The sequence below is a fragment of the Bacillus sp. AFS002410 genome (assembly GCF_002556365.1).
Classification (GTDB): domain Bacteria; phylum Bacillota; class Bacilli; order Bacillales; family Bacillaceae_G; genus Gottfriedia.
The window spans coordinates 232,740-252,122 of the sequence record NZ_NUEU01000007.1 but is presented as its reverse complement, the minus strand read 5'-3'; the positions used below and the strand labels follow the sequence as shown (position 1 = coordinate 252,122).

General features: G+C 30.4%; 22 protein-coding genes. 16 read left to right on the top strand and 6 right to left on the bottom strand.

Annotated features, from left to right (window positions below; genetic code table 11):
- Positions 1-71: 71 nt before the first annotated feature.
- The gene (locus CN692_RS06965; protein ID WP_098118505.1) at positions 72-977 is read right to left on the bottom strand and encodes a DMT family transporter; all 906 of its coding nucleotides are present in this window, start codon (positions 975-977) and stop codon (positions 72-74) included.
- A 309-nt stretch (positions 978-1,286) separates the two neighbouring features.
- Between CN692_RS06965 and CN692_RS06960 the strand changes: the two genes are divergently transcribed.
- Positions 1,287-1,838, top strand: coding sequence for an NADPH-dependent FMN reductase (locus tag CN692_RS06960; protein WP_098118429.1), 552 nt, complete (start codon positions 1,287-1,289; stop codon positions 1,836-1,838).
- Between the two features lie 60 nt (positions 1,839-1,898).
- On the opposite strand, the gene CN692_RS06955 is transcribed toward CN692_RS06960, so the two are convergent.
- Positions 1,899-2,525, bottom strand: coding sequence for a trimeric intracellular cation channel family protein (locus tag CN692_RS06955; protein ID WP_098118428.1), 627 nt, complete (start codon positions 2,523-2,525; stop codon positions 1,899-1,901).
- 173 nt (positions 2,526-2,698) lie between these two features.
- On the opposite strand from CN692_RS06955, the gene CN692_RS06950 reads away from it, so the two are divergent.
- The 7 genes from CN692_RS06950 to CN692_RS06920 all read left to right on the top strand — a co-directional run bounded on the left by CN692_RS06950 (position 2,699) and on the right by CN692_RS06920 (position 9,212).
- The gene (locus CN692_RS06950; protein ID WP_179874386.1) at positions 2,699-3,901 is read left to right on the top strand and encodes a serine hydrolase domain-containing protein; all 1,203 of its coding nucleotides are present in this window, start codon (positions 2,699-2,701) and stop codon (positions 3,899-3,901) included.
- Positions 3,902-4,024: 123 nt separating this feature from the next.
- Positions 4,025-4,615: an undecaprenyl-diphosphatase gene (locus CN692_RS06945; protein ID WP_098118426.1), complete on the top strand. Its 591-nt coding sequence runs from the start codon at positions 4,025-4,027 to the stop codon at positions 4,613-4,615.
- A gap of 24 nt (positions 4,616-4,639) precedes the next feature.
- Positions 4,640-5,314 (top strand): response regulator transcription factor, encoded by a 675-nt coding sequence (locus tag CN692_RS06940; protein WP_098118425.1) that lies wholly within the window; start codon positions 4,640-4,642, stop codon positions 5,312-5,314.
- A complete protein-coding gene (locus CN692_RS06935) occupies positions 5,289-6,644 on the top strand; it encodes a sensor histidine kinase (RefSeq protein WP_142317504.1) in 1,356 nt (451 codons plus the stop codon). The genes CN692_RS06940 and CN692_RS06935 overlap by 26 nt, the downstream gene beginning before the upstream one ends.
- A 29-nt stretch (positions 6,645-6,673) precedes the next feature.
- Complete coding sequence (locus tag CN692_RS06930) at positions 6,674-7,324, top strand: VTT domain-containing protein (RefSeq protein ID WP_098118423.1); 651 nt, start codon at positions 6,674-6,676, stop codon at positions 7,322-7,324.
- A 167-nt stretch (positions 7,325-7,491) separates the two neighbouring features.
- A complete protein-coding gene (locus CN692_RS06925) occupies positions 7,492-8,052 on the top strand; it encodes a hypothetical protein (RefSeq protein ID WP_098118422.1) in 561 nt (186 codons plus the stop codon).
- Positions 8,053-8,084: 32 nt separating this feature from the next.
- Positions 8,085-9,212, top strand: a complete 1,128-nt coding sequence (locus CN692_RS06920; RefSeq protein WP_098118421.1) for an MGDG synthase family glycosyltransferase — start codon at positions 8,085-8,087, stop codon at positions 9,210-9,212.
- A gap of 148 nt (positions 9,213-9,360) precedes the next feature.
- On the opposite strand, the gene CN692_RS06915 is transcribed toward CN692_RS06920, so the two are convergent.
- Entirely contained in the window at positions 9,361-10,059 is a 699-nt protein-coding gene (locus CN692_RS06915; protein ID WP_098118420.1) for a polysaccharide deacetylase family protein, read from the bottom strand.
- A gap of 152 nt (positions 10,060-10,211) precedes the next feature.
- Between CN692_RS06915 and CN692_RS06910 the strand changes: the two genes are divergently transcribed.
- The 3 genes from CN692_RS06910 (at position 10,212) to CN692_RS06900 (ending at position 11,446) form a co-directional block, all read left to right on the top strand.
- Positions 10,212-10,808, top strand: a complete 597-nt coding sequence (locus CN692_RS06910; RefSeq protein WP_098118419.1) for an AAA family ATPase — start codon at positions 10,212-10,214, stop codon at positions 10,806-10,808.
- Positions 10,809-10,898: 90 nt separating this feature from the next.
- On the top strand, positions 10,899-11,219 hold the full coding sequence (locus CN692_RS06905; protein ID WP_098118418.1) for a YbjQ family protein: 321 nt from the start codon (positions 10,899-10,901) through the stop codon (positions 11,217-11,219).
- Positions 11,219-11,446, top strand: coding sequence for a hypothetical protein (locus CN692_RS06900; RefSeq protein WP_098118417.1), 228 nt, complete (start codon positions 11,219-11,221; stop codon positions 11,444-11,446). Before CN692_RS06905 ends, CN692_RS06900 begins: the two co-directional genes overlap by 1 nt.
- Before the next feature lie 737 nt (positions 11,447-12,183).
- Here the strand turns inward: CN692_RS06900 and CN692_RS06895 are convergent.
- Positions 12,184-13,251 (bottom strand): pyruvate kinase, encoded by a 1,068-nt coding sequence (locus CN692_RS06895; RefSeq protein WP_098118416.1) that lies wholly within the window; start codon positions 13,249-13,251, stop codon positions 12,184-12,186.
- Between the two features lie 242 nt (positions 13,252-13,493).
- Between CN692_RS06895 and CN692_RS06890 the strand changes: the two genes are divergently transcribed.
- Positions 13,494-14,060, top strand: a complete 567-nt coding sequence (locus tag CN692_RS06890; protein WP_098118415.1) for a class I SAM-dependent methyltransferase — start codon at positions 13,494-13,496, stop codon at positions 14,058-14,060.
- 50 nt (positions 14,061-14,110) lie between these two features.
- On the opposite strand, the gene CN692_RS06885 is transcribed toward CN692_RS06890, so the two are convergent.
- Positions 14,111-14,527, bottom strand: coding sequence for a hypothetical protein (locus tag CN692_RS06885; RefSeq protein WP_098118414.1), 417 nt, complete (start codon positions 14,525-14,527; stop codon positions 14,111-14,113).
- 379 nt (positions 14,528-14,906) lie between these two features.
- Here CN692_RS06885 and gpmA point away from each other — a divergent pair, with 379 nt between their 5' ends.
- Positions 14,907-15,698 (top strand): 2,3-diphosphoglycerate-dependent phosphoglycerate mutase, encoded by a 792-nt coding sequence (gene gpmA, locus CN692_RS06880; protein ID WP_098118413.1) that lies wholly within the window; start codon positions 14,907-14,909, stop codon positions 15,696-15,698.
- A 49-nt stretch (positions 15,699-15,747) separates the two neighbouring features.
- Here the strand turns inward: gpmA and CN692_RS06875 are convergent, their stop codons facing one another.
- Complete coding sequence (locus CN692_RS06875) at positions 15,748-17,097, bottom strand: MATE family efflux transporter (RefSeq protein WP_098118412.1); 1,350 nt, start codon at positions 17,095-17,097, stop codon at positions 15,748-15,750.
- Positions 17,098-17,203: 106 nt separating this feature from the next.
- Here CN692_RS06875 and CN692_RS06870 point away from each other — a divergent pair, with 106 nt between their 5' ends.
- The 3 genes from CN692_RS06870 to CN692_RS06865 all read left to right on the top strand — a co-directional run bounded on the left by CN692_RS06870 (position 17,204) and on the right by CN692_RS06865 (position 19,314).
- Positions 17,204-17,896 carry an SDR family oxidoreductase gene (locus CN692_RS06870; protein WP_098118411.1) on the top strand — a complete coding sequence of 231 codons (693 nt, stop codon included), beginning with the start codon at positions 17,204-17,206 and terminating at the stop codon, positions 17,894-17,896.
- A 66-nt stretch (positions 17,897-17,962) separates the two neighbouring features.
- Entirely contained in the window at positions 17,963-18,124 is a 162-nt protein-coding gene (locus CN692_RS26075; protein WP_179874385.1) for a hypothetical protein, read from the top strand.
- A 257-nt stretch (positions 18,125-18,381) separates the two neighbouring features.
- A complete protein-coding gene (locus CN692_RS06865; protein ID WP_098118410.1) occupies positions 18,382-19,314 on the top strand; it encodes a manganese-dependent inorganic pyrophosphatase in 933 nt (310 codons plus the stop codon).
- Positions 19,315-19,383: the final 69 nt, after the last annotated feature.

Below are 19,383 nucleotides of genomic sequence, written 5' to 3'. Positions count from 1 at the left end.
TATATATTTTTATTATAGTCTTTTTAGTATTATTTGACAATGAAGATACAGTTCTTTTGCAGTGTGAATATTTAATTTGCTATTTTTTCATTCGAATTTTGCGATACTTTTTTCGGAGAATTCAGTAGTAAAATTAAAGCAATACCTAAAAATGTTAGAAAAATTCCAATTACTTGTGTTGTTGTTGGCTTAAATCCAGTAATTACTGTATCTAACACAATCGCAACCGCAGGATCTAAGAATGTTAATACTGCAATCATATTAGAAGGTAAAAATCGAATATTACCAAAAAATAATGCATATATGATGCCAGTATGTACAAATCCGATTATTAATATAAAACTCCAGTTTTCAAGATGTAAATGTTGAAACGAGCCAAACTTAACAAAAGGAATTAATAGTAGAAAGCCTAATGTTGTTTGTAGCAATGTAGTAAAGTACGAGCTTGTTTGAGTGATTCCTTTATTTACAATCATTAAGAATCCATAAAAAATTGCAGCGAGAAAGGCCCAAATAACTCCTGAAGAAAGTAGTTTATCAATTGAAAAATCAGAAGTAAGTCCCGATAAAAGAATTGATCCGATAAAACTACTTAAAACACCTAGTAAAGGCACTAATGTTATTCTTTCCTTATAAATTAAGCTTCCTAATAAAAATAAAATAACAGGGGCCAGGTAATAAATTGAAATTGAGATTGTAACAGATAAAATTTCAAATGACTTAAATAGAAATACCCAATTTAACACTAATAAGATACCGCTAAACAATGAAAGAGTTATATCTTTTTTATTAAATATTTCTCTTTTAGATAATCCTGAAAAATACCATACCGCGATTAAAAATATACTCGCAAAAACACATCTTATGAACACTAAATCAATGGCTTCTAGTCCTGTTTTAGGTGCAACGAAGCCCACTGTTCCGAATGTAGCCATTGCGATCATTATACTAATGGTTGCCTTTTTATTTCCTGCCATTTTCCCCAATACGCTTCACATCCATTTCAATTGTAAATTAAATATTCTGTCAAATAAGTATATACTAATCTATATTATTATATCAATCTTAGAAATCAGGTGTAATTTAGAAAAAAGGTGGAAGTAGGACTTATTAATTAATATTATTTTTTTTCGAAATATTTCAAGTCTAATTATTCTTTAAATTCACACCTAAAATATTGGGCAAATGTTTAAATTTCATTTATACTATAAAATGTAGTTTCAAAGAATTTGAAGAAGTTTGTCAAAAAACTACATTTATTATTTGACAATGTGAGGGGAAAATAAATGAATATCGTTGTAGTCAATGGTACACCAAGAGCTAATGGGAGAACTAGATTCTTAGCAAAACAAATTGCAGAATCTTATAATTATTCAGTTATAGATTTAGCTGTTGAACAAGTTCCTCTTTATAATGGAGAGCTTGCACAAAAAGAATTAGATTCAGTTAAATCAATTAAAGAGGCATTAGTAAAAGCAGATGGGATCATTATGTGTACACCAGAGTACAATAATGCGATGAGCGGGGCTTTAAAAAACTTAGTAGAGCTATTAGGTTCTGAGCCATTTAAGAAAAAGCCAATTTCATTATTAGCAGTAGCTGGTGGAGGAAAAGGCGGCATCAACGCTTTAAATAACATGAGAACAGTAGTGCGTGGAGTGTATGGAAATGCTTTACCAAAACAATTAATTTTAGATCCTGTTGATTTCGAAAATGATACAATCGTAAAACCTGAAGCTTTTGCTAAAGTAGCTGATGTAATTGATGAATTAAAAGAATATGTACAAAAAGAAATTTTATATAAAGAATTCTTAGAATCAAATTGTGTTTCTAAGTAAATGATTAATGGTCCTAATTGATAGTTGATTAGGACCATTAAAAATAGCTTAACAATTATGTCAAGCTATAAATGATTTATCATTAACTTTTCTAATAGGGAAATTAACTTTGTATCTTACAGCAATTATTCTAATAGCTGTTGTAATTAGAAAACAAATATACAAAGATTGAAGCTTCGTAAATTCGCCATGTGTAAATAAAATTGATACCGAACCAATTATGGCTGCAATTGCATAAATTTCTTTTTGGAATACAAATGGAATTTCTCTAGCGAATACATCACGCATAATTCCACCACCGATTCCAGTGATTAATCCCATTGAAATAATTAAAAAAGAACCTTTTAATCCATGATCAATTGCTGAGTATGAGCCAACAGCAGTAAAAACACCAAGACCAATTGCATCAGTAATAATTAAAGTTGATTGGAATTGCTTTGTATGTTGATAAAATAACCATGTTACAATTGAAACAACTGCACTTACGATAAAGTATTGAGGTTTTGCAAAAGCATTCGGTACAGTTTGACCTAAAATAATATCACGAATTAATCCACCGCCCAATGCTGTACATGCAGCTAAAAAAACAACACCAAATAAGTCTAACTTCTTTTGAATACCAACCAAAGTACCTGAAATGCTTGCAGCGATAATTCCTGCATAAACAAAAACCTCAATCAAAATCATTCGTTCTATCCCCTTAATTCCATTTTCTAAGATTCATTTTAGCAACAGGAAAGCCCTATTACAATATTAAAATAATTTTGTAAACGCTTCATTTAAAAAATATTTTTCTACAGCGAAAATTTACAGTTTTTTACATAATTTTCACTAAATTCTCAGGACTGGAGATGGTAAATTTGCCAAACAAATTTGATTTACAAAAATATAAAAATATGGCTAAAGATATTCAAATAGTTATGGAAAAATATAAAATTGTCGGTTGTCAGGCAGCGGCTGTATTAAAAGAACAGCTTATTTGGGCAGATGCTTTTGGTTATCGAAATTTAGAAACAAAGGATCCAGTTACGGAAAATACGATGTTTCGTATTGCTTCAATTTCCAAACTTTTTACTGCAACAGCAATTATGCAATTATTTGAAAGGAATTTACTAAAATTAGATGAAGATATTAGTCTCTATCTAGGCTTCGAAGTAAGAAATCCAAATTTCCCAAATGAAGCTATTACAATCAGACAAATCTTAACCCATACATCATCTCTCAACTCAGACGAACTATCCAACAGCATTTATGCAAAGTTTATTAGAGAAGGTCATTCAAATTTTTCATTACAACTTAAAGATTTGCTTGTTGAAAATGGTAAATATTTTATGAAAGAAATTTGGGGTGACTGGAAACCTGGAAGTCAATTTGTGTATTCGAATATTGGAGCAATTATTTGTGGGGCAATTATTGAAAAAATCTCGAAGTTACGATTTGATCAATATATTCAACAAAAAATCTTTGACCCTTTAGAAATGAAGAATGTCGCTTTTTCCTATTCAAATATTAATCGTAACCATGAACTCGCAAATCTTTATGAACATAATAATGATATGCAAAACTATAAAGTAACAATTGAAGATGTTAAACAAAGTGAATATCCAGAAAAACATTGGGATGATTATAAAATAGGAAATCACGGAGGCTTATTTGAACCACAAGGTGGACTAAGGACAACTGCAATTGAATTAAGTAAGTTTTTAAGAGCACATATGTTAAATGGAACGCTAAACGGAAAACAAATTCTAGAACCAAAAACGTCTAAATTAATGAAATCAATTCAATGGTCAAGAGAAGAAGAAAATCATTTTTTTAGTAAATTGGGTCTTGGTTTTCATATTACTCACGACTTCCTTCCTGAATACAATGAAATGATTGGACATTCAGGTGAAGCATACGGTTTAATCAGCAATCTATATTGGCATGAAGAAAAACAATTTGGCATCATCTTTATTTTAAACGGAAGCCAATTCGAACTAACACAAAATACAAGATTCGATGTAGAAAAAGAATTAGCCGAGGTAATATATAAACAAGCAATCGAAAATAATAATGACTAAACAAAAAGGATCTATTTTTTAATAGGTCCTTTTTCATTTTCAAATGATCTTTCGTTTTTTTCATCATTTTTTCATAAAACTTTTGTATAATGATTTCCGAACTAAAAAATGGAGGAAATTTAAATGAACTACTCAATATTTAAACTCATCAATGGATTAGCTGGTAATTGGCCGATTTTAGATAACTTCATGATCTTTTTATCTAAATCTGCCATTCTAATTCTAATCGCACTTTTATGTTATTTATGGTTTCAAAAAGGAAATGTACGTAAATATACTGCATTTTATATTGTTTTAACTCTTATATTAGCACTTGGTTGTAACTTTATTATCCATCAATTTTATTATCACGCTCGACCGTTTGTTAATCATCACGTGAATAAACTAATTACACATTCCTCTGATTCATCTTTTGTAAGTGATCACGGGACACTAGTATTTTCTACTGCAATTATATTGTTACTTAGAAAAAATAGTTTAGCTAAATATGTACTTGTATGGGCGATATTGGTTGGAATTTCACGAATCTATGTAGGAGTACACTATCCATTTGATATTATTGGAGCATTTATTTTAGCTGCAATATCAGCAATAATCGTACTAAAAACAACGTCACTTACAGAACCATTAATGAAAATATTATTGAGATTTTACGAAATAATAATTAAAAAATTACCTTTAAATCTAAGAAAAAAATTAATCTCTAATGACTAAAGAACTAAATAGAGGAGATCTAAATTGAAGATTTTATTTGCAGAGGACGACCAAAAATTAGGGAAATTGACGACTCATTTATTAAAAACACAAACGCCATTTCAAATCGAATGGACAACTAACGGTAAACAAGCATTGGAATTAGCCATTCACTATAATTTTGATTTACTTATTTTAGACTGGATGTTACCTGAAATTAGTGGGTTAGAAATATGCAAAAGGCTAAGGAACAAAGGGTTTAAAGGGCCGATATTAATGTTAACAGCAAGAGATAGTATTAATAATCGAGTTGAAGGATTAGAAGCTGGTGCGGATGACTATTTGATTAAACCATTCGATTTTAGTGAACTTGCCGCAAGAATTAAAGTGCTTAACCGACGAAATTTTGCGCCACTTCAAGAAGAACTAATTTCGATTGAAGACTTAACTTATAATCGGACAAACTTTAGTTTAAATAGAGGAAATGAACAAATCATTTTAACCCAAAGGGAGTTACAATTATTTGATTTATTAGTGAAAAATAGAGGAATCGTGCTAACTAGAGAAATAATATTTGAAAGGGTTTGGGGGATTGAATCAGAAGTTACAAGCAATGCAGTTGATGCTTATGTAAAAAACCTTAGAAAAAAAATTGATCCACCAAATCAGAAAACTTATATAAAGAGTGTTAGAGGTGTTGGATATACAATCGAAAAATGAAACATCATTATTTCATCAAATCAGCAAGCGATTAACATTTTTTAATCTTAGAATTTTAATGATTTTCATTATATTATTTAATATTTCAGTTGGAGTTGTTTTGTCTTTTTATATTTATTTAGACCAAAAGAGTGATCTAATTGCAGTTTTAAAAGCAGAAGTAAAAGAAGTAAAAATGAATGCTTCATCTCTTACTACTGATAATAATACTACCCCTAGAAAACATAATCGTAAAAAAGTTTATTTTAATTATTTTCTAAATAAAAATAATGAATATGAAATCTATGATGAAACGACACCTGGGTATACAAAAGATATTGAAAAAGTTTTAAATAAAATCAACCCAAATCAAAATAAGGCAGTAATAAAACGAATTGCCCCTCACGATAAAGAAGAATTAAATTTAATGATTGTTTCGGAGAAAATATTTGATTCATCAAATCATTACATTGGAACAATTTATAGTGGTAAAGATTTGTCGTCGGTTGTTTATTTAATAAAACAGTTTATTAGTATCTCATTTCTACTTTCAATAATCTTCTGTTTTATGGCGTATTACTTTGGCAAAAAAATTACAAGTCAGGCAATGGAACCGATTATTAAATCTTATAAAGAACAGCAAGAGTTTGTAGAAAACGCATCGCATGAACTAAGAACACCGTTATCTGTATTACAAGCAGGTATTGATGTACTAAATACTGAACAAGACCGCCTATCTGATTTTGGAAAAGAGACATTATCCGATTTAAAAAAGGAATTGAGTGATACACGTAATCTCGTTCATCAATTACTTTTTCTAGCAAGACTCGATAACAAACAAATCGCCAAAGCAAATATTGAAGAATTTAGGATTGATACCTTTACTGAACAAATACAAAAGTCGTGGCAATACAAAGCAACTGAGAAAAAACAACATATTCACATGATGAATGAAGAACAATTTATCGTTAAGGCGAATCAAGAAAGTTTTAAGCAGTTGATTAGTATCTTTGTTGATAATGCACTGAAATACTCATCTGAACAAAGTATGATTTCACTAAATTACTATGTAATGATCGAGAAAAAAGCAAAATACTTCTTTTTTGAAATAATTGATAATGGAATTGGGATTGCTCCTGAATTACAAGAGAAAATTTTTAATCGTTTTTTTCGTATAGAGGAACATAGGTCAAGGGAAGAGGGAAACACTGGGCTCGGATTATCAATCGCAAAATCGATTATTGATTCTTTTAATGGGGAAATTATTGTGAATAGCGAACTTGGAATAGGGAGTACTTTTACGATTAAAATTCCTATTTCAAAATTATTCCTAGTTATTAAAAATAGATAAGCTTTAAAAAGAAATTTGGGAGGATTTACATGGAGATTGTTAAAAATTTTATTGATCTAATCTTGCATTTAGATCAGCATTTATTATCATTTGTTCAACATTATGGATCATTAACATATATCATTTTGCTTGTAATTATTTTATTGGAAACTGGGCTTGTTGTAACACCGTTTTTACCAGGAGACTCATTAATTTTTACAGCAGGTGCACTATCAGCTTTACATTTATTAAATTTTTATGTGTTATTTATTCTTTTAATAATCGCAGCAACCTTAGGTGATTCATTGAATTATTTAATTGGTAACAAACTCGGAAGAAAATTAATTAAAAGTCAAAAAATAAATTCAAAATACATTCGTGAAACAGAAGATTTTTATAAGAAAAAAGGTCCTAAGTTTATTGTATTAGCAAGGTTTATTCCTATTATTAGAACATTTGCGCCGTTTGTTGCAGGGATTGGTGAGATGAAATATTCCAAATTTATACCGTACAATATTTTCGGTGCAACCATTTGGGTTGGTTTAATGGTGTCATTAGGTTACTTTTTTGGTAATATTCCAGTTATTAAAAATCATTTTGGTTTGTTAACGATTGGAATAATTTTTGTTTCAATCATACCAATAATAGTAGATTTATTTAAGAAATTTAGTAAGGAAAGTAAATTAAAACAAAATTTATAAATTCATCTAATTTTTATACTATTTTCATTAAATTTTCACTTTTATTTTGTACATTTAGTATAAAAAAGTAGCGGAAATAGTATAAGTTGGTTTTTCCTTGAAAGCCTACTAAAAATAGATCATTTATTTTCTATTTTTTCTGCTCAAATTGAAAGGAATTAAGCAAAATGATTAGTAATTGGATAAAAAATAAATCTGAGAGAAAATTAATTTATATAGCATTAGTAATTGCAGTAATTATTTTTTTTCTAGCTACATCGAAAACTATTCACCGAACTGACTTATCGATGAATATTGGACAACATATACAACATGGTTTACATGAAAAGGATCCATTAAAATTTTATGCAAAAGATAAAGGATCGCTTGGAAGGCTAGGAGTATTTGCTGCATTTATTCTATTTCCTTTATATTTTTTAATCAGATTAAAGAAACTAAAGGACTATAAAGAATTAAAGAGATTTTTAAGTAAATTACTGAAATGGTGCAAATTAGTCCATGTACCAATCGCGCTAATAACTTTTGCTTTAGTCACAGTACATTCTGTTATTATGACGTTCTTTGAATGGAAAACTGATGCTGTTTATGTTTCTGGTGTAATAACATATTTGCTATTACTACCATTAGGTATTTTTGGATTTTTACGATATAAACGTAAGGATAAAAACTGGCATTACTATTTATCATTTGCTGTAGTAATCTCAATGTTAATTCATACATTCATTTAAATATATTGTCTTTTTGCGAGAGGTTGGTCATTATGGGAGTGCAGCCTAAAATACTTGTGGTTACATCGAGTTTTGGAAACGGGCATAAGCAAGTATCAAATGCCTTAAAAAGTGAATTTGAACAAGTTAACTTTAAGGATGTTACAATTATAGATATATACAAAGAAGCATATCCAACAATAAATGTTTTCGCTAAAAGTATCCATTTACAATTATTCCAACATGCTCAAACAATTTATAAATGGTTCTTTTATGGGACAGAAAAATTATTTAGCACAGTTATATTTGACAGGTTATTGGAATTATGTGGGAGGAAAATAAAAAGTATTCTCCAAAACGAGATGCCAGATATTATTATAACTACATTTCCTGTTGGATCAGTTGCGAAATGGAAAAAGTATTCTTCCCATCCATGTAAATTATTTACAGTTGTTACCGATTATTATATTCACCGATCATGGATTCATAATGAAATTGATCGCTACTATATTGCAACAGAAGGATTAATTCAGCAAATGGTGAATTTAGGCGTATCTATATCAAAAATATTTGTAAGTGGTATTCCACTTCGACAAGAATTTAAAGAAGTGGATGTTTTAAACGAACAATCAAGTATATCTAAGTCTAATCACCAAATTTTAATTGTTGCTGGGGCAGTTGGAATATTAAAAGATGTTGAAAAAATGGCCAAGCAGTTATTGATTGATACAAAACATAATCTTACAGTTGTTTGTGGCTATAATCGAATTCTTTATAATAAATTAATTAATTTGAAAGAAGTATATGAAGAGCGGTTACAAGTATTTGGTTATGTAAACGATATTCGTAATTTATATAGAAAATCTGACTTGTTAATTACTAAGCCTGGTGGAATCACATTATCGGAAAGCATAGCTTGTAGTTTACCGACAATCCTATACAAACCAACACCTGGTCAAGAGAAAGAGAATTCACGAATTTTCGAAAATGCAGGAGCCTCTGTAACAGTAAAATCAATTCAAGAATTAACATTTTATATTAATCAAATTCTTTTTAAAGCAAATTGTTTGGAACAGATGAAATATTCATTAACGACATTAAATAAAGGATTTAGCTCACAGTTAATTGTTAATGATATTTTCAGTTCAATTTCCAAAAATTTTAATAAAAGGCTGTCCTAAAAGTCCTGTAAAATGACTTCTAGGTCGGTCTTTTTTTTGTTTAAAAAATATGCAAGTAAAGTTTTAAATGATTAGATGTGAGAATATGGGGATTTTCGGATTATTTATACATTAAGAAAAGAGAGTGCAAATGAACTCTCTTTTTAAACTATTCATTAATTAGAACAAACTCATACTGATTTTCAAAACATTGTAAAATATAGCTTTCTAAAGCTTTGATTGTGTAGCTAGGTGCGTACTCATCTGCACCAACTGTATCCCCATTATCATGTAATAACACAATTGAGCCTGCTTTAGTTTGTTTTACTAAACGGTTTAATATGCCTTGACTTCCATGTTTACTGCTCCAATCATTTGCCATGACAGACCATAAAATAAGTCGGTATTTCCTTTGGAATAAAAGCGGAAGTGAAACAAGTCCCCAAGGCGGTCGATAATAAATTGGATCATAATTAGTTAAATTCTTTATAATATCAGCAGTCTTATCTATTTGATTTTTTAAGGAATTCGGACTTAGAAACCAATTACAGTTATGTTTATAATTGTGAATAGCAAGTAAGTGTCCCTCTTCGTGTATTCTTTTAATAATTGCAGGATGCTTTTCTGCTTCGGAACCTAATACAAAAAAAGTTGCCTTTATTGAATGGGACCTTAATAAATCAAGAAGTAAAGACGTATAAACCGGGTGTGGACCATCGTCAAAAGTTAAAGCGATTTGTTTTTTTCGGTTTGAAACTTGATTAATTGAAAATAAATTGAATAGCCTTGTTAACAAACTCGGAATTGGACCATAAAAAAGAAATAGTACTAATAGTAAACTTCCGATTGTAATGAAAAATCTAACCATAAATTCTCCTTAATACTCTTTAAATGAAATAACAATATAGTATTATTATAGTCCAAATTGTTATTTGTTGGTATTTAGAAGACGAGAATATTATGATGAAATATGATTGGCTTTATTTGAATGATAAATTTTAATAATGGGTAGGTGATAATATGAACAAAATTATTTCAATTCAAGGTGGAATGGCTGTTGGGAAAACAACATTAGCGAAAACATTAGAAAAACAATTCCAAGGCATTGAAGTATTATACGAAAATCCATATCCAATTGTTAATAAAAGGAATACTTTGAAACTTGATTTACATACATTAGAAGGGTTTATTGAAAACCAAAAATTGTTTATTGAGGCAGAAATTAAGCGCTTTGAACAATTAAATAATGAACTTGTCATTTTAGATCGAGGTCCAGAGGATATCGAATTCTACACACTGTATTTTCCAATCGCAAACGGTTACATATGGGATATTGAAAATCGTTTAAAAGATGAACTTGGTGAACTGAGGAAATGCAGATCAGATTTAATTTTCTACTTAGATGCTGAGTTAGAAACACTACAATTTAGAAAACAAAATGATTTATCAAAAAGAAGAAATTCATTTAGTCAAAATATGGAGCTATATTTGTATGAAAAAGATTGGTATAAGCAGTTTAATACTAAATTTATTAATGTAAATAAGAAGTCTCCTGTCGAGGTAGAAAAACTTTTCTTACAAATTTTAACAGAAAATGCTATTCTTAATAATGAATGACATACAAAATTCAATATTTTATAAAGGGATTATATTCGTGTACACGAATTATTACTTTATACGTAGAAAAAATTTTATGAGGTGATATTTATGATGGTAGTTACAACTGAAAACATTGAAGGCTACAAAGTAGTAGAAGTGAAAGGTCCTGTATTTGGTGTAATCGTTCGAAGTCGCGGATTAGGTGGAGACATTTTAGCTGGTCTAAAAAGTCTTGTTGGTGGAGAAATCAAACAATACACTGCAATGCTTGAAGATGCACGAAAAGAAGCGATGGATCGAATGACTAAAAATGCTAGTGAAATGGATGCAAATGCAATAATTATGATGCGCTTCGATTCTGGAGAAATTGGGCAAAACATGAGTGAAATTGTTGCTTATGGAACTGCAGTTGTAGTTGAGAGAGTATAGTGAAATTTCTATTCGGTTTTTATGGAATTCAGATTTTAATCGTTCTTATTTGTTTACTACTTGGCTATTTTGTATATGATAAACGTTTTAATCGAAACCATGGAAATCAAATCCCACAAGGATTTCAGCGAACGAACGAGGTTAATATTGACCCGGTGACTGGTGAAAAAACTAGAGTTTATTTTAATCCAGATAACGGTGAACGATTTTATAAAAAAGAAAAGTAGAATGAGGTGGTCCCGAGTTTTGGGGCTACCTTTTTTTATTTGGATCATTTAAAAAGACTAGTTATAAAATTAGTCATAAAAATAGTGCAGTACAAATAAGGCTGAGGGACGTACAATTTAATTTTTGAAAGTCGCTAATTAGGGGGCAAGAAATGTATTAAAAAAACTTATTGCAAATAAGAATGTAAAATGTGCAAATAAAAGTCTGAAGGCTGCAAATAATAGCTCAGACACTGCAATTAAAGGATAAACTGCAAATTAAAAATAGTAAAACTGCAATTAAAATTAGTGAAAATGCAATTAAAATAGTCAAAAGTGCAATTAAAATTGGTGAAAATGCAAATAAAATCCCTGTAATCCCTAATTAGAAAAGTTAATACCCATGGCGGTAGGGGTATTTATTCATGTTATTCATCATTAATAATAGACAATCACTGAGTTTGCTTAAATTCTATCCAAATCGGCAAGAAAATAGAAGAAAACTGTTAAATTTCAAACAAATAGGAATCTAAAATCAGCTTCACTCCTTTCAGATACCCCATCTTTGCTTCAAGTTTTAAAGTGTTATATCAAAATTTATTTGAAAAAAGGCGAAAGCAAAAAAAAGACCACATTATGGTCTTTTTCATTTTGCTAAATAATCTGAACAGTCATCACCCCTGAAAGGTATGACAAACCCATGAATATGCAGACTAAAGTCTTGAAACCGAGTGTTTAGATTGTTCATTTCAAACATCTTACTTTATTGAAGAATTAATCAATTCAAGCATATCACCAAAATCAAAAGTCGATTTCGTTTTAACAGTCTCAGCAAACTGAGATACAAGTTTCAACGTTTCAATACTTTCAACAGGATGATGCCCCGCAGCGCTTTCAGCAGAAAGCATGACGGCATTCGTTCCGTCCATTACTGCTTGAAAAACATCAGTTACTTCAGCTCTTGTCGGTAATGAGTGAACGACCATTGACTGGAGCATTTGTGTTGCTGTGATTACATAAGTATTAGTGGAATTGCATTCATGAATCATTGCTCTTTGTAAAAGTGGAATCCATTGGTAAGGAAGTTCGACTCCTAAATCACCGCGAGCAATCATAATTGCATCTGTTTCTTTATTAATCTCTTTAAAGTTTTTTATTGCTTCAATTGTTTCTATTTTTGCGACTAATTGTGGAATTTTTCCATTTTTCGATTTGATAAAATTCCTAATTTCATTTAAATGTGATGCACGTCTGATAAATGAACAAGCAATAAAATCTAAGTTTTCTTGTAAGATGAATTCGATATCTTTTTGATCTTTCTCGGTTATAGCTGGTAAGCTTGTATTTACACCTGGTAGGTTAACACCTTTATGGGAAGATATTTCACCGCCAACTTTAACTGAAGTGACAACTTTATGATTATTTACTTCTTCAACAATGAGTTCTACTTCACCGTCATTTATTAAGATACGATTGCCCGGCTTCACATCGTTTATTATGCCTTTATAATCAACACTTGCTTGATTACGATTACCTGTACTTTCATCAATAACGAGTGTAAAAGTTTGATTAGGTTCAAGAATGATTTTGTCGCCTTCTATAGTACCTAATCGAATTTTTGGGCCTTGGAGGTCTCCTAAAATTTTAATGTTTTTTCCAGTCTGTAAATTTATTGTTTTTATTTGTTCGATAACACTATAATGACTTTCGTGTGTTCCATGAGAAAAATTTAGTCTTGCGATTGTCATTCCGTGTTCTATTAATTCAGACAGTATTTTTTTATCAAAACTAGCCGGTCCAATCGTACATATTCGATCAATTGTCATTTAAACGCCTCCATTTACTGGAATTATTATACCCAAGATATAGGCTAAGAATTTAAATCAATAAATTAGATATTTTACGAAATTAAGTTAAAGGTAAATGATTCATTTTCTAAAATTCAAAACTTGAAAAAATATGATATCTACTAAAATTTGACATTTTTCTACGAATAAAAGAGGAATTTATGGTGCAGGTAAAGAATTATACTAATTGATTAAAATCTAGTTTGAGGTGAATGAATCGAATGTCGATTAACCGTGAAAAATTAAGAGTCGTAATAGGAGCTGGAGGATATAACAATAATCCAACTTGGATTCAAACTCAAGAAGAAGAACTTAATTTATTAGAAAAGTCTACTTGGGAAAGAAAATTTGAAAAAAATACACTTTCAGCTATTTTAGCCGAACATGTTTGGGAGCATCTTACATATGAAGAAGGCATAAAAGCAGCTGAAATTTGTTATGAATATTTACAGCCATCAGGTTATATTCGTTGTGCTGTACCAGATGGTTTTTTTCAAGATGAAACCTATCAAAATATTGTAAAGGTAGGCGGCCCTGGGCCAAAAGATCATCCAGCAGCTAGCCATAAAATTGTATATAATTATAAAACGCTTATTACTATGTTTGAAACAGCGGGCTTTGAAGTGACATTATTAGAATACTGTGATGAAGATGGAACGTTTCATTTTAATGAATGGGATGGGAAGGATGGTATTATTTTTCGTTCAAAACAATATGATCCTAGAAACCATGGAGAAAAAGTACTGTTTCCTTCAATAATAGTTGATGCAGTAAAGCGATCGTTTTAATCACAAATAAAGAACTGAGGCTAGTCTTCAGTTCTTTTTGACATGTAAAATTAATAAATCATAATGTCTCTAATTGCTTTTGTTATCCGGTCAATTTGACCTTGAAACATCATAGAGGGTATAAAAAGTGATTCTTCAGGATGATTTATGACTAGGTATGCACTATATGAAGCTGTTTCTTTATAACGATATTGCAGATTAACTCGCGTAATATGTTGTGCTGGAATCGTTCGTTTGAATCCCCAATGTTCATATGTAACCTCATTTTCATTGATCCTAATCACCATACTTCGAATATATCCGACGTAAGCTAAAAACATTAATCCTAATAAAGAAATGATACAATAAGACTTAAGTGTACTTGGAAACCCATGTTTTTGAACGTAAAAGATGAACGAAGACAAGCAAATTGAAAACATGATGACTACTAGAAAATTGGAGAGCCTACCACTACTACGAAATTCCACTTTTAAAACACCTCTTTCATATTAATATAGCTTAGACAAAAACTAATCGAACTAACGATGAGATGTAATCTTTTAGACTAATTAGTATTAAGAAGAATCAATATGGATATGAAAGCTCAAAGTAAAATAATAAGGAAAGATTTGATTGGAAACAACTATGAAAAGGTTTTGAAAATGAAGGTATTAAAATATGATAACGTACTTTCGGATTTATTTAAAAGTTGTATTTTAGCTATTATAAACTGAATTTTCTGTTAAATCAATTATAAATTAGATCACGCAAATTTTAATCTACGTTGGAACTAAGTGCTATTTTTGAATCAAATGATTAACTTTTCAGCAAACTAAATGTTATCTTTGACTTTAAAAGGAGATCGATATGATTAAACTTGTATTAATCAGACACGGGCAAAGTTTATGGAATGTTGAAAATCGATTTACAGGATGGACTGATATTGACTTAACCAAAAGTGGACTTTCTGAAGCTAGGGAAGCTGGAATTATTTTAAGAAAAAATGGGTTTGCTTTTGATATTGCTTATACATCAGTCCTTAAACGAGCAATTCGTACATTATGGATTATTTTAAATGAAATTGATATGATGTGGATTCCTGTGCATAAGACATGGAGATTAAATGAACGTCATTATGGCGCACTTCAAGGACTGAATAAAACAGAAACAGCGAAGAAGTACGGAGATGAACAGGTTAACATTTGGAGAAGATCGATGAATATTAGGCCGCCAGCTCTAGAGCCAGATGACCCAAGGTACGAGATTAATGAGCCTCGTTATAAAGACTTATTAGAAGGCGAATACCCTCTGACGGAAAGTCTAGAGGATACTGAAATAAGAGTGTTAAAATATTGGAATGAAGAAATTGCACCTGCATTAAAATCAGGTAAGAAGGTTATTATATCCGCGCATGGTAATACGTTAAGAGGAATTGTTCAATATTTAGATGAAATCTCAGCAGATGGGATCGCTTCACTTAATATTCCTACTAGCATTCCATTAGTTTATGAATTAAATAATGACTTAAAGCCGATTCGACACTACTATTTAAGTGTAGATGGGGAAGTCCCAGCTGATGTCATACCAAAACATATTCCAAGCGAATTACTTGATCAATTGGATGATGAAAATACTCATTTGACGATTCAAGATGATTAAGCGGATGAAAAAAAGGATGGAAAAGCCATAATGCTTTTCCATCCTTTTTTTATGCTTCAGAAAGTTTTAATTTTTTAACTTGGAGTTGTACTAATCGGAAAGTTAAAGTAATTGCTGAAACAGCCAATCCACTTATTAAACCTAGCCAATATCCTTTTGCACCAAGACTCGTTTGAGATAGAAAATAACCGATTGGTAAAGCGATCACCCAATAAGCCAAAATCATCATCACTAATGTCACATTAACATCTTTATAACCTCTTAATGCACCTTGTATTGGTGCAGCAACTGCATCAAATAGTTGGAACAAAATAGCAAAAATTAAAAATCCACCAGCTAAATATTGTACAGATGAATCATTTGTGTACCAACCTGCAACATCATAGCGGAATAAGTAGATGATTACTCCAAAAACTGAAGCGATCAACACAGCCATCAATAAACCAATTTTGCTGTATTCCTTCGCACTTTGAAAATCTTTTGCGCCAACTTCAAAGCCGACTACAATTGTTAAAGCCATTGAAATACTTAATGGAACCATATAAAGCATACTTGCAAAATTCATAGCAACTGTATGCGCAGCGATTGTTTTCGTATCAAATTCACTTAATAATAAAGTAACGACTGAAAAAACACTTACTTCAAAAAAGATACTAAGTCCAATTGGCACACCTAATTTTAAAATACTTTTCCAAGTAGTAAATGAAATTGGTGGTAGCTTTTTTAAAATATTATATGACTTAAAAGGCTTTTTAGTTTTAATAATGTAAAAACCAATTCCAAAAATAATCCAATAAGTGATAGCTGATGCAACACCAGCTCCAACTCCTCCTAAATGAGGAAGACCAGCTCTACCAAATATAAGGAAAAAATTTAAAATAACATTAACCGGTACTGAAATAATTGTTATGATCATCGTTGTTCTTGTTTTTCCTAATCCATCAATAAACTGACGAATTACCGTATATAAAAATAAAGGTAAAATTCCAAATGATAAAGCGTATAAGAAATGAAGTGCTACTCGATGAACTTTTGGATCAAGATTCATTTGATTTAAGATTGGATGAATCGTAAAGATCCCGATAATAATAATAACAATTGCAATAATACCAGCTAAATAAAGTGCTTGTGTGATAAGCGGAGTTATTTTTTCTTCTTCTTTTGCACCTTTTAAATTGGCAACCATGGTTGTAATAGCAACCAAAATGCCTGTTAAACCAGTACTGATTGGTGTCCAAACACTTACGCCAATCGCAACACCTGCTAAATCTCCTGGACTACTATTCCCAGACATAATCGTATCAAAAAATGACATTGAAAATAATGTCACTTGTGTGATTAAAATCGGAAGCAATAATTTAAAAAAATGTGATATTTTCCCCGTTTTTGTAGTATTCATTTTACGACCTCCTAAACAAACACTTTTACAATTGTATCATGTTTTGGTTTAATAGCTATAATGAAATTATTCGGATAAATATTATTTATAGAAAGTTGGTCTTAAATTGGGTAATCAAGTCGTTATAATTACAGGCGCAGGAAGTGGATTAGGAGCGTCATTAGCTAAAAAGTATTCAGAAAATGGAGCACATATTTGTTTATTAGGAAGAACTGAAAATAAACTAAGAGAAGTTGGAAAACAATTACCAAACAATTATTCAATCCATACGATAGATGTTTCTAAATATGATGATGTAAAACGAGTATTCGATACTATTGTTCAAACATACGGTAATGTTGATTTATTATTTAATAATGCAGGTGTTGGCATTTTTGAGCTTGCAGATGAATTGAATGAAGAAGCAGTACATAATATGATTGACATTAATTTAAAAGGTACAATTTTTTGTTCACAAGAAGTACTTAAACAAATGAAAAAACAAAATAGTGGAACGATTGTTAATATCGTTTCAACTGCGGGGTTAATTGGTAAAGCTACTGAATCAGTTTATTGTGCAAGTAAATTTGGTGTTAAAGGATTTACGGAAAGTTTAGTAGTTGAATTAACAGGAACACCTATATCAGTATTTGCAGCATATATGGGTGGAATGAACACTGATTTTTGGGCTGGTATTTTTGATGAAGACAAAACTTCAAAAATGATGAATCCAGACGATATTGCCGAAATTATTATTGATAATATAAAACCGCGTAAAAATATATCAATTCCTGAAATTATCATTAAAAATGTAAAATAAGTATTAGCTCAGTCATCTTTTACACAAACTAAACTTGAAAATTAAATGACAAGTGAGGTCTTAAAGATGAGTAAATCTAATAAGAAGAAATCAACTGAGCCGAATCAACATAATTTTGATGCAATGTTACTTGAGGATATGAATACGGCAGATGATATACCAATTGATTGGTTACCAAAAAATGAACCAATTACTGATACGATGTCATACAAAAACTCTGATGAGTGACTTAAGCTATTTTTTGTTTTCGAAGCATTTTAAATGCTTTGTTTAAACAATTAGCGCAATAAATTCGCATGAATAAATAGCTGAAAAGAACAGTTTTAGAGACTTTGTCCACAAACTGTAAAGAATAGCCATTTTGGCTATTTTTTTTTATTTTGATATGGTATTATTATTGAAGCGTTTTATATTAAAACCATTTCTTGGTATTAAAAATACATATAAAAATATTGAAAAACGAGATATAAGTTAGGAGAATCATGATGGAAAAAGTACTAGTTTTTGGTCACAAGAATCCAGATACAGATACAATTTGCTCTGCGATTGCATATGCAGAATTAAAAAAAGCTATAGGAGTAGACGCTGAAGCGATTCGTTTAGGAGAAGTAAGTGCAGAAACTCAATTTGCACTAGATACTTTTAAAACAGATGCTCCTCGTTTAGTGGAAAAAGTAGCAGTTGAAACGAAAAGCGTAATTTTAGTTGACCATAACGAGCGTCAACAAAGTGCTGATGATATTGAACAAGTACGTGTACTTGAAGTAATCGATCACCACCGAATTGCAAATTTTGAAACAAGCGATCCTTTATACTATCGTTGTGAGCCAGTTGGATGTACTGCTACAATTTTAAATAAATTATATAAAGAAAATAATGTTGAAATTAAAAAGGAAGTTGCTGGTCTAATGCTTTCAGCAATTATTTCTGACACATTATTATTTAAATCACCAACATGTACTGAACAAGATATCGTTGCTGCAAAGGAACTTGCTGAAATTGCAGGTGTAAATGCAGATGAATATGGTTTAGATATGTTAAAAGCAGGTGCAAATTTAGCTGATAAATCAATTGAATCATTAGTTTCCCTTGATGCTAAAGAGTTCCAAATGGGCAGCTTTAAAGTTGAAATTGCTCAAGTAAATGCAGTTGATACAAATGATGTACTTTCACGTCAAGCTGAATTAGAAAACGTACTAGATGGGATCGTTTCAAATAAAGGTTTAGACTTATTCTTATTTGTCGTAACTGATATTTTAACAAATGATTCAGTTGCTGTTGTAAAAGGTACTGCTACTAATGCAGTAGAAAAAGCATACAATGTAACTTTAGAAAACAATACTGCATTATTAAAAGGTGTTGTTTCTCGCAAAAAACAAATCGTTCCAGTATTAACTGAAACATTTAATACACTTTAATTTAGTAAAAAAAACAGCAAAGTCTTGCATGGCTTTGTTGTTTTTTTATAGATAACTGGTAAATGGGGG